Origin of the sequence: Polaromonas sp., from assembly GCF_018780625.1 — a bacterium.
Taxonomy (GTDB): domain Bacteria; phylum Pseudomonadota; class Gammaproteobacteria; order Burkholderiales; family Burkholderiaceae_C; genus Polaromonas.
The window spans coordinates 1-10,414 of sequence record NZ_JADMJK010000005.1 but is presented as its reverse complement, the minus strand read 5'-3'; the positions used below and the strand labels follow the sequence as shown (position 1 = coordinate 10,414).

Here is a 10,414-nt window from a genome sequence, read left to right as displayed (position 1 = left end):
CCGGAAGGCGTTCATGCCTCCACCTCCGTGCGCTCTGCCACCCGCATCACGGCGCTGCGCGAACGCGGATTGCCAGCCACCTCTTCTTCGCTGGGCTTGATGCGCCCCAAGGCCTTGAGCTTCATGGCTTTAGGCGCTGCAAATGGGGCGCGGCGGTCATACACCTCGCGCGAATGCCCGGCAATGAATTGCTTGACGATGCGGTCTTCCAGCGAATGGAAGCTGATCACCACCAGGCGCCCGCCCGGCTGCAGCACTTTCAATGACGCTTCCAGCGCCTGCTGCAACTCCTCAAGCTCGGCATTGATGAAAATCCGAAGAGCCTGAAAGGTGCGGGTTGCGGGGTCCTTGCCAGGCTCACGGGTTTTGACCGCACCTGCCACGACTTCGGCCAGCTCAGCGGTGGTTTGAAGAGGTCCCTGTTCCTGCCGGCGACGATCAATCGCCTTTGCAATCTGCCCAGCAAACCGTTCTTCGCCATAGTCACGAATCACCTCCGTCATGGTTTCTATGGAGGCGTCGGCCAACCAGTCGGCCACACTCTGACCGCGCGTGGTGTCCATGCGCATGTCGAGCGGACCTTCTTGCCGGAAAGAAAAACCGCGCGCCGGATTGTCGATCTGGGGCGAGCTCACCCCCAGGTCCATCAGTACGCCCGCGGCACTCGCCGCAGGCATTTGGCCCAGGTGCATGAATCCCTCGTGGCGGATTGAGAAGCGGGCGTCGGCGATGGTTTTCGCCTCCGCAATCGCATCCAGATCCTTGTCGATGGCCGTCAAACGCCCTTGCGCAGAGAGTTGCGACAAAATCAGGCGGGAGTGTCCTCCGCGTCCAAAAGTCGCGTCGATGTAGTGACCATCCGGGTTGAGATGAAGCGCTTCGATGGCTTCATTCAACAAGACGGTTCGATGTGTCCATGCGCTGTTCACCGTCGTCTCTCAGAAAGAAAAGTCTTTAAAGACATCAGGCATTTCAAGCTTCATTTGCTCAGCCTCCTGAGCCGTATAAATGGCAGCATCCCAAAGCTCAAAGTAACTGCCCATGCCCAGCAGCATGGTGTCTTTGCTGATGCCGGCGGCAGCACGCAACTCAGGCGACACCAATACCCTGCCGCTCGCATCCATATCCACATCCATGGCATTGCCCAAAAAAATTCGCTTCCACCATTGCGCCTGCATCGGCAGCGAAGCGATGCGTTCGCGAAATTTCTCCCATTCATTACGTGGAAAAATCATGAGGCAGCCATGCGGATGTTTGGTGATGGTGAGTTGGCTTGAAGCGGTTGCGCTCAGCACGTCACGGTACCGGGTTGGCACAGAAAGCCGACCCTTGGTATCGAGAATTAATGATGACGCACCTTGAAACACCGTCTGAGACCTTTGAAAAACACTTTTCACCACTAAATTGCACTTTCTCCCACTTTATCAGGAAGTTTTTCGCAAGCAAGAGATATGAACAAATTTTTTCAATGAAATCAAGGACTTATAACTGTCCCTAAAAATTGAATTTGAAATGAAATTCGTTCAGAATTAAGTACTTAGAGCAAGCAATGAAGGTAGTGCTTTAAGCTGCAACACTCAAGACCGCCGTCAGTTCGTAAGGCCTGCCGAGATTTGAAGGGCGTCGCACCTTGCCCGGCTATAGCGGAGCTTTTGTCTCTCCACCAGACGCCTGCGAATTTTTAAAAATCGCAGAAAACCCGGCAATGCAGACCCACAAGCTATAAATATTATAGCATCCAGGTCTTACCAGAGGCCGCTGCGCGCAGCCATCATTGTTTGAAGATTGTGCCCCGCGAGGGCTGCGCCCAAGGAGACTACACGATCAGGACTGCGGCAAAAATCCCGCAGACATCATCAGTCGGATCGAACCAGCACTCTTGCATGATCTGAAATCCCGATCACGTTAAAGAAAGCAGCCACCAGCCGGTTGACGCCCACGAACTGCACCGGTCGCATTTCTGCCTCGCAAGCGGACACCCAGTTCAAAAGCATCCCTGCCGCAGAAAAATCAACGCGAATCAGCTTGGCGCAGGAAATAAGCATCTTGTCGGCCCCCGCGAGACTTTCTTCCAGCATGTTCAGCACGACGACCGCGTCGCCCTCAATCTGCCCAGACAACTCGACAGAAGAACGACTACTTAGCTGGGCGCTCTGGGTATCAAGGTAACTCCCTCCGTCCACCACACCAAAGCTCGAGTACACCGAGTCACCATGAAGGTCACCAATGGTGGTTTGCCCTCCTATGACGTCGCCCTGCGCATCAAGCGGCTTGTACACGCAGCGTCCACGACTCCAGGCAGGCGGAGACACTTCGTAGGTGACGCAGAAATCGAGCGCGACCAGTTCAAACTCTTCGGGCAGATTCGTGACACGTAGCGCTTCCATGCGCAGTTTCCACCAACTGGGTGCAGTTTCGCGCAGGCCAGAAGGCGTAGCGCTTTGCAGCACTTTTTGCAGTTGTGCATCGCCCATGAATTGCAGTTGAACCGGCTGGGACGCCCAACTGCTGAACACCATGGCCAAAGGTTCAACAGCTGCCGCTTCGATAGTTTTAAGGCGACTCCAGTCCAGACGCCATGGGATGGGCGCTTTGGCCATCGCCGCCGTGAGCGCTGCGACGGTCTGGGTCCCGATCACAGGCGGACTCACCCAATCAACAGTAGGCCCATTGCCAAGCTTGCGCGCAGGTTCGTCGTACATTTTCGCCGCGTCCAGCATGGAAAGCCACTGCGGCGCGGAGCGGTCAAAACGCCCCACGAACTCAATAGCAGCCGACTCAAATTTTTCCTGCGCCCCAATCGCACGGTACAAATCAAACAGCATCAGCCAGGGTTCGGCATGCCCTGAGCGCACGCCGGCCGGCCCCAGGAGTTCAAGCAGCCCGGCTTCTGCGCCAGCCGAGTCACCGTTGGCAAAGAGAATGGCCACCTCTTCAAGATCAGCGTCGTGCACCACGACCTCCCGAAAGTCAACGGCCACGGCACGGGAAGCCGCGAAGCCCGATAACGTGCTGTCGAAGCTGTTCGCCTGGTCAGCCGAAGCAAGGTTGGCACGAACTTTCGCCGGAACCGGCTTCAAGGCAACTGCAGCCCCGGCCAAACTACCTGTCGCCAACCCTGATGGAGTGGCGAGCCCATCAGCCACGGGAAGCGCGTTTTCCAGGAGCGGAGCCAGGACCTCGGCCACCTCGCCTTGAGATGGCAGCAGCGAATCAGGTGCGCTGCCCGATGGCTCGAAAGTCTTGGTTTTCCACCATTGCATGGACATCTGCGCCTCAATCTCGTCGATCTTCTTGATCGTGCCCGCGCGATCATCGGGCTTGGAGTGCATGCTGCTCTGAAAAAAAGAAGGTCTGCCGGCGGGATCCTGGCCTACGCCCACCATGGCATCGCGCTTTCTTAGCTTGCGCAACATATCGAACTCACGCTTGCGCACAGAATCGTTGCGGCGCTTGCGTTCAATCATCTCCTTGAGCAGCTGTTTGTCAACCGAATCATCCCCATCCGCTTGCACAGCGTCCGGGTCCGACCATTTCGCTGCCGGGTTGCGCACGAACTTGACCATCTTGAACAGGAGGCCTGAAACTGTATCGTCTTTGGACATGGCAGCGTAGGAAATAAGCTCAGGTTAGACGGCTATCCGTCAATCACCAAACATTTTTTGTTTGATCTCGCGGCGCTGTTGCGCTTCCAGGGACAAATTGGCAGTCGGGCGGGCAATCAGGCGGCCTACACCGATGGGTTCGCCGGTTTCATCACAGTATCCATAGTCACCAGAATCAATGCGGGCAATCGACTGCTCAATCTTCTTGAGCAACTTGCGTTCGCGGTCGCGGGTACGCAGTTCAAGGGCGTGCTCTTCTTCAATGGTGGCGCGGTCTGCCGGGTCAGGCACCACGGCCGCGTCTTCCCGCAGATGTTCAGTGGTGGCACCGGCGCTGGCATGGATCTCCTGCTTGAGCACCGAGAGCTTGTGGCGAAAAAATGCCAACTGTTTGTCGTTCATGTACTCGGAATCAGGCATGGCCCTGATTTCGTCGTCGGTCAACTGGTCACCGGGCTTGGTCTTCCAGTTATTGGCAAGTTTGGGATCTTTTTTGGCAGCCGCCTGAATTGGCGGAGCGATCAAACGTTCGGTCATTGTGGAGTAGCTGGCTTTAGCTGCGTCTGGCGCATGGGTTGGCACCATCGGTGCGTTCGGGGGTGATGGAATAGCAACCCGGGCCGAACTCCTTCGCCCGGGCTTCAGTGGCATCGGGGTCTTGAGTCCCGATGCCTTGGCTGGCGCAACGGAAGGCGGCGCCTTCGGGCTGACCGCCGCCTTGCTGAGGGGGGCCGCCGGTTTGGCAGGCACCGCTTTTTTGGGCGCCGCAAGCGCTGATGTTTTCTGGGACTCGCCCTGGCTGGCTGGCTGGCTGGATTTGGCTGCTGTTTTCACGGTATTGATGGCGGCTTTGGACGCTGGTTGGACTTTTACGGCGGGTTTGGCAGTAGCCTGGGCTGGCGCCTGGGTCTTCTTCGGTTGAGCGTTCACAAGTTGTCTCCTTCGGGAAGCCGCCGAAAAATGGCCCTCGGGCTCCTTCGGCAACTCCTTGACCAAACTGCGGTCAAGCAATTCGATCCTAGCTGAGGCCAGATTTCCTGGTCGGTCTGCCGCCTGCCATCGCCCAAGCCCAATTCAGTCGCTGTGACGCAGCGCATGAATTTGTGGACCTGCTCCTGGATTGCAAGCACTCCCGAATCGGCTTTCCGGGTATTGTGGTTGGCGCGCGATTGTAGCGGCTTGCCATTCCTGCGCAACGGACTGACCGCAATCCGCTGGAGAATCGGAATACCCATGAAATCTCCCCCTTTTTATGTTTAGGCGCACAGCCTACCTCAAACCAGACACTGCTCCAGACCCTGCACAAAAATATCTTTGGGCAAGTCAATGCCGATAAAGACCATCTTGCTGGTTTTTTCCTCGCCTGCGGCCCAGGCCGGACCCAGGTCGCTGCCCATGAGTTGATGCACGCCCTGGAAAATCACCTTGCGATCGGTGCCTTCCATGTTCAGCACGCCCTTGTAGCGCAGCATGCGCGGGCCGTAAATATTCACCACCGCGCCCAGAAAGTCCTCAAGCTTGGCCGGACTGAAGGGCTTGTCCGAGCGAAATACAAAGCTCTTGACGTCGTCATCGTGGTGATGGTGGTGGCCCGGGCCGGCGGCATGGGACGGATGGTCGCACTGCTCGCCATGCACGTGATCATGGTCGTGGTGGTCATGGGACTCAGGCGCGTCGGCCTTGAGAAACTCGGGGTCGATGTCGAGCTTGGCGTTGAGGTTGAAGCCGCGCAGATCAAACACATCGGCAATCGCCACTTCGCCAAAATGCACTGCTTTTTGCGGCGCGCGCGGGTTCATGTGCTTCAAGCGGTGCATCAGCGCCTGGACTTCATCTTCGGCTACCAGGTCGGTCTTGCTGATGAAGATCTGGTCGGCAAAACCGACTTGACGGCGCGCTTCCTGGCGCTCGTTGAGCTGGGTTTCGGCGTGCTTGGCATCCACCAGCGTCAGGATCGAGTCCAGCAAATACTGCTCGGCAATTTCTTCATCCATGAAAAAGGTCTGCGCCACCGGGCCAGGGTCGGCCAGCCCGGTGGTTTCAATCACCACGCGGTCAAAGTCCAGCAGCCCCTTGCGCTTCTTGGCGGCCAGCAACTGCAGCGTTTCGCGCAGATCTTCGCGGATCGAGCAGCAAATGCAGCCGTTGTTCATCTGGATGATGGTTTCCTCGGTGTCATTGACGAGGATTTCGTTGTCGATGTTTTCCTCGCCAAACTCGTTTTCAATGACGGCAATCTTCTGGCCGTGGGCCTCGGTCAGCACGCGCTTGAGCAGCGTGGTTTTGCCTGAGCCGAGAAAGCCCGTGAGGATGGTGACAGGAATCAAGCTCATGGTGTTTTCCTAAAAAACGGAGTGGCAAGTTTAGCGGTGCGCTCAAGTCCTTGGGCCGGCATGGGCAAGCGCAGCCTGCGTTTTTAAAACGGCTAGCCCGCCGGGCGTTTGACCAGCACCAGGCCCTTGAGGTATTCGCCTTCCGGAAATGCAATCGTCATGGGGTGATCGGGGGCGCCGCCCATGCGCTCGGTGATGAAGGCGTCCACGCCCGCATCGGTGCCGGCCGAAGCCACGATTTTGTGAAACAGGTCGGCGCTGATGCCGCCCGAGCACGAGTAGGTGAACAGCACGCCGCCCGGCGCCAAAATGGCCAGCGCCAGCCGGTTGATGTCCTTATAGGCGCGGGCCGCGCGCTCGGCGTGCTTGACGGTGGGCGCGAACTTGGGCGGGTCCAGCACGATGGCGTCAAAGGTTTTGCCTTCGCGCTGGTACTGGCGCAGCATGGCGTTGACGTCGGCGTCCAGCATGGTGGTGCGGCTGGCGTCAAAGCCGTTCAGCGCCACATTGGCTTTAGCGCGCTCAATCGCCGGGCCGGACGAGTCGATCGAGGTGACATGCCCGGCACCACCCGCCAGTGCGGCCACGGTAAAGCCGCCGGTGTAGCAGTAGCAGTTCAGCACGTTCTCAAACTGCAGGCGGCGCGTGGCGGCGGCGAACTTGTGGCGGCTGTCGCGCTGGTCCAGGTAAAAGCCGGTTTTGTGGCCTTCGGCCACGTCCAGGCTCAGCATCCAGTCGTGCTCGGCAATGGTGATGCCGGTCTCGCCGGCGCCGGCCAACCAGCCGGTGGCTTCGGGCAAGCCCTCCAGCGAGCGCACGCTGGCGTCGGAGCGCTCGTACAGCCGCGTCAAGCCGGTTTGTTCCAGCAGCGACTGAACGATCACGTTTTTCCATTTTTCGGTGCCGCAGCTTGAAAACTGTGCCACCAGCGTGTCGGCATAGCGGTCGACCACCAAGCCGGGCAGCCCATCAGACTCGCCGTGAATCAGTCGCAGGCCGTTGCTTTTTATATCAAAACGCCCCCTGGCCTTTATCGCCTGATCGATACGCGCTGCAAAAAAAGAAGCATCAATGCGCTGTGACGCGTCAAAGCTCCAGACCCGGGCCCGGATTTTGGAGCTGGGGCTGAAGGCGGCCCAACCCAGAAACTGGCCCGCGTGGCTTTCCACCCGCACCGTTTCACCGGCGTCAGCACCACCACTGGCAATGGCGCCATCAAAAATCCAGGGATGGCGGCGCAGCAAGGAACGCTCTTTACCGTCGCGAAGTCGAATTATTTTCATGCCGGTATTGTCGCGGCAGGATTGCGGGCGAAGCCGATGCAAGCAATGGTCACGAGATTTTTGTGACAATTCCTGGACACCACGAGCCAGCCGGTGGCCTTGCAGGACTGGGGCGACTACTCGATAGGCGCGGTCGGCCAGCTCACGCCCGAACAGGTGGCCAGCACCGCTGATATAGCCTGGGCACCGACGCATGCCGCCGCGATGTACCCGGTGACGACAGGGGATTCGCTGCGGTTGCACTGGACAGCGCAGGTTGGTGTTGGGCATGGGCGCTAATGGGAATTGTGATGAGCGCTGGCGCTGGCTTGGCCTGGCCTGGCCTGCACATTCCCATCGTGCGAGCGGAACTGATGCCGCGCTGCTTCATGCCCTGCAAAGGCATGTCCATGGACTGCATGGCCCAGGTCCATGTGGCTTGTGCGATGGTCCCGTTCCAGGACTCGGACGCTCAGGGTCTGCTGACAAAGCTCGAACAACTCCTGGCCGCCGTGCCGGTGCGGAGCAAGCGCGCGGTGTTCAAGCTGGGAGAAAGCCCCAAAGCCGCCTGGCCCCCTGAACCCGCGAACTCAGCCTTTTGAGGTGTCGCTGGCCCCGGGCTTGCGGGGCAAGCCTGCTGCGGCAGACGATGCGCGCGCCGACAGGGCGCGCGGATGGGCGGCGTCGTAGACCTTGGCCAAATGCTGAAAATCAAGCCGCGTATAGACCTGGGTGCTGGTGATGTTGGCGTGTCCCAGCAGCTCCTGCACCGCGCGCAGGTTGCCGCTGGATTGGAGCACATGGCTGGCAAACGAGTGGCGCAGCATATGCGGGTGCACCGGGGTAGCCAGCCCCGCCTTCAGGGACCGCTGCTTCAGTCGCACCCGAATGTGCTGCGGCGTGAGCCGGGTGCCGCGCTGGTTGATGAACAGCGCGTCCCCGCCCTCGCCCCCCGGGCCGTCGCCGTTCAGGGTCCAGTTGCTGCGCGCCGCCAGCCAGGCCTGCAAGGCTTGAAGCGCCGGACGGCCGACCGGCACGCTGCGTCGCTTGCCGCCCTTGCCCAGCACATGCGCCTCCGCAGCGTCCATGTCGACCCAGCCCAGCGCCGTGGCGCTGGCCCGCACATCGAGCCCGACCAGTTCGCCAATGCGCAGCCCGCAGCCGTAAAGCAGTTCGGTGATGCACTGGTCTCTGGCCTCCAGCTGAGGCGCATCGGTGCCGGCTTTGGCCTGGAAGCTGGCAAGTTGGACCGCCTCGTCCACGCTCAAGGCCTTGGGCAGCGGCTTGGGGGCCTTGGGCGCGCGCACGTTTTGCACCGGGTTGCCGCTGACCAAGCCTTCCCGGCCCAGCCAGGTGTAGAAGCCGCGCCAGCCCGACAAAATCAGCGCAATCCCGCGGCCGCTGCGCCCGGCGCCATGCATCTGCGCCACCCATCGCCGGATCTGCATGTGGCCCACGTCGGTCAGCGCCACGCTGGCGCGCTGGGCCTGCGCCTGCAGTTTTTCCAGGTCCAGCGTGTACAGCGCCACGGTGCGCGGCGCCAGGCGCTTTTCAACCCGCACATGCGTGAGGTAGCGCACCACCAGCGGATGCAACTCAGGCCCGGACGCGGGCAATGGCGGCGTCATGCGCGCGTTTACGCAGTAGGCTGGGGCCGCAGCCGCGACAGCGCCGCGCCCGCCAGTTCGCCCAGACGCGCCAGGAAGTCGGTACCCATGTCGCTGTGAAAACGCTCGGGCTCGGGCGAGGCCAGCACCAGCAGCCCCACCACCGGCGCACCAGCGGATGCGCGCAGCGGAATCAGGGCCACCGACAGCGCCAGCGCAGGCTCGGCCAGCCAGTTGACCGCTTCAAACCCCGAGTTGACACCGCAATAAGGCGCGCTCAGCGAAGCGGCAAAGGTCTGCACGTCGCTGCTGATGCCCGATGCAAAACGCTCGCCTGAAAAAATGCCGTTCACGCCCCAGACCTTGATCGCTGCCTGCGGGATCTGGAACTCGGTGACGATGCCCTCAGCCGCCGCTGCCGGCAGGTCGCGGGCCTGCGCCGTCTGCAGCAGCTTGCAGGTCCAGCGCTGCAGCTTGTCGGCAATGCCCACGTTGTCCTGCCCGTGACGGATCATGTCGACCACCCGGGTCTCCAGCCCCTTGATTTTTTCGCGCAGCATGCCGGCCTGGCGCTCCTGCAGGCTGACCGCGCGGTTGCCGTGGCCGCTGGAGAGCTGCACCGAGGAAAGCAACTCGGCGTGGCGCTCAAAAAAGTCAGGCGTGTTGGCCAGGAAGTTGGCGATGTCGTCTTCGGTGATGGGATGTTCAGTTGGAATCATGCTGGCATTGTCGCCAGTTTTTTGGGCCGCCACCCACCCCGCTGCCGGTCAAGGCAGGTCGGGAACGTCGATCTCTGCGCTGAACACCGTGGTGGCCGGGCCCGTCATCATGACCGGCGCGTCAGGCTGGCCCGACCATTCGATCGTGAGCGGACCGCCGCGCGTCAGCACCTCGACCCGCGCATCCAGCAGGCCCCAGCGTATGCCCGCCACCACGGCCGCACAGGCGCCCGTGCCGCAGGCCAGCGTTTCGCCGGCGCCGCGCTCGTAGACGCGCAAGCGGATCTGGCTGCGCGACACCACCTCCATGAAGCCGGCGTTGACGCGCTTCGGGAAACACGCGTGGCGCTCGATCAGCGGGCCAATTTCAGCGACCCGCGCGGACTCGACATCGTCCACCAGCTGCACCGCATGGGGGTTTCCCATCGACAGAACCGCTACCAAAACAGGAGCTGATTGTTCCCGTCCATCAAGGGCCAGAGGCCATTTTTGACATGAACCCGCGGCCTGCGGCGTCAAACCGGCCGCATCAAACGGAATGCGCTCAAGTTCAAACACCGGCGCGCCCATGTCCACCGTCACCTGGCCGTCGGCCTGCATGCGCAGTGTGATCACGCCGTTCATGGTTTTGACGCGCACGGTGTCCTTGGCCGTGAGCCCCTGCTCGCGCACAAAACGCACAAAGCAGCGCGCGCCGTTGCCGCACTGCTCCACCTCGCCGCCGTCGGCGTTGTGGATCACATATTCAAAGTCGATGCCTTCTGCCGGTGAAGGCCGCACCGTCAGAATCTGGTCGGCACCCACGCCAAAGTGGCGGTCGGCCAGGAAACGGTATTGCGCGGGGGTCAGCCCCAGGGCGCCGCGGGTTTCGTCGAGCACCACGAAATC

The 10,414-nt window shown here is 60.7% G+C and carries 11 protein-coding genes; 2 read left to right on the top strand and 9 right to left on the bottom strand.

The window, feature by feature from the left end; genetic code table 11:
- Positions 1–11: 11 nt before the first annotated feature.
- From rsmH to IV091_RS00295, 6 genes are all read right to left on the bottom strand, one after another.
- Positions 12–929 carry a 16S rRNA (cytosine(1402)-N(4))-methyltransferase RsmH gene (gene rsmH, locus IV091_RS00320; RefSeq protein WP_293463892.1) on the bottom strand — a complete coding sequence of 306 codons (918 nt, stop codon included), beginning with the start codon at positions 927–929 and terminating at the stop codon, positions 12–14.
- A 9-nt stretch (positions 930–938) separates the two neighbouring features.
- Entirely contained in the window at positions 939–1,367 is a 429-nt protein-coding gene (gene mraZ / locus IV091_RS00315; RefSeq protein ID WP_293463981.1) for a division/cell wall cluster transcriptional repressor MraZ, read from the bottom strand.
- A 489-nt stretch (positions 1,368–1,856) separates the two neighbouring features.
- Positions 1,857–3,605, bottom strand: a complete 1,749-nt coding sequence (locus tag IV091_RS00310) for an STAS domain-containing protein (RefSeq protein ID WP_293463889.1) — start codon at positions 3,603–3,605, stop codon at positions 1,857–1,859.
- A 39-nt stretch (positions 3,606–3,644) separates the two neighbouring features.
- A complete protein-coding gene (gene dksA / locus IV091_RS00305; protein ID WP_293463886.1) occupies positions 3,645–4,535 on the bottom strand; it encodes an RNA polymerase-binding protein DksA in 891 nt (296 codons plus the stop codon).
- 344 nt (positions 4,536–4,879) lie between these two features.
- The gene (locus tag IV091_RS00300; RefSeq protein WP_293463884.1) at positions 4,880–5,938 is read right to left on the bottom strand and encodes a GTP-binding protein; all 1,059 of its coding nucleotides are present in this window, start codon (positions 5,936–5,938) and stop codon (positions 4,880–4,882) included.
- Between the two features lie 92 nt (positions 5,939–6,030).
- Entirely contained in the window at positions 6,031–7,221 is a 1,191-nt protein-coding gene (locus tag IV091_RS00295) for a class I SAM-dependent methyltransferase (protein WP_293463881.1), read from the bottom strand.
- A 93-nt stretch (positions 7,222–7,314) separates the two neighbouring features.
- On the opposite strand from IV091_RS00295, the gene IV091_RS00290 reads away from it, so the two are divergent.
- Together IV091_RS00290 and IV091_RS00285 are read left to right on the top strand one after the other, a co-directional pair.
- The gene (locus tag IV091_RS00290) at positions 7,315–7,500 is read left to right on the top strand and encodes a hypothetical protein (RefSeq protein ID WP_293463879.1); all 186 of its coding nucleotides are present in this window, start codon (positions 7,315–7,317) and stop codon (positions 7,498–7,500) included.
- Positions 7,501–7,511: 11 nt separating this feature from the next.
- Complete coding sequence (locus tag IV091_RS00285) at positions 7,512–7,802, top strand: hypothetical protein (protein WP_293463877.1); 291 nt, start codon at positions 7,512–7,514, stop codon at positions 7,800–7,802.
- On the opposite strand, the gene IV091_RS00280 is transcribed toward IV091_RS00285, so the two are convergent.
- The 3 genes from IV091_RS00280 to dapF form a co-directional block, all read right to left on the bottom strand.
- The gene (locus tag IV091_RS00280) at positions 7,791–8,828 is read right to left on the bottom strand and encodes a tyrosine recombinase XerC (protein WP_293463875.1); all 1,038 of its coding nucleotides are present in this window, start codon (positions 8,826–8,828) and stop codon (positions 7,791–7,793) included. The genes IV091_RS00285 and IV091_RS00280 overlap by 12 nt on opposite strands.
- A gap of 8 nt (positions 8,829–8,836) precedes the next feature.
- Positions 8,837–9,526 (bottom strand): DUF484 family protein, encoded by a 690-nt coding sequence (locus IV091_RS00275; protein ID WP_293463873.1) that lies wholly within the window; start codon positions 9,524–9,526, stop codon positions 8,837–8,839.
- A gap of 48 nt (positions 9,527–9,574) precedes the next feature.
- A partial coding sequence (gene dapF, locus IV091_RS00270) for a diaminopimelate epimerase (RefSeq protein WP_293463871.1) occupies positions 9,575–10,414 on the bottom strand: 840 nt, incomplete at its 5' end.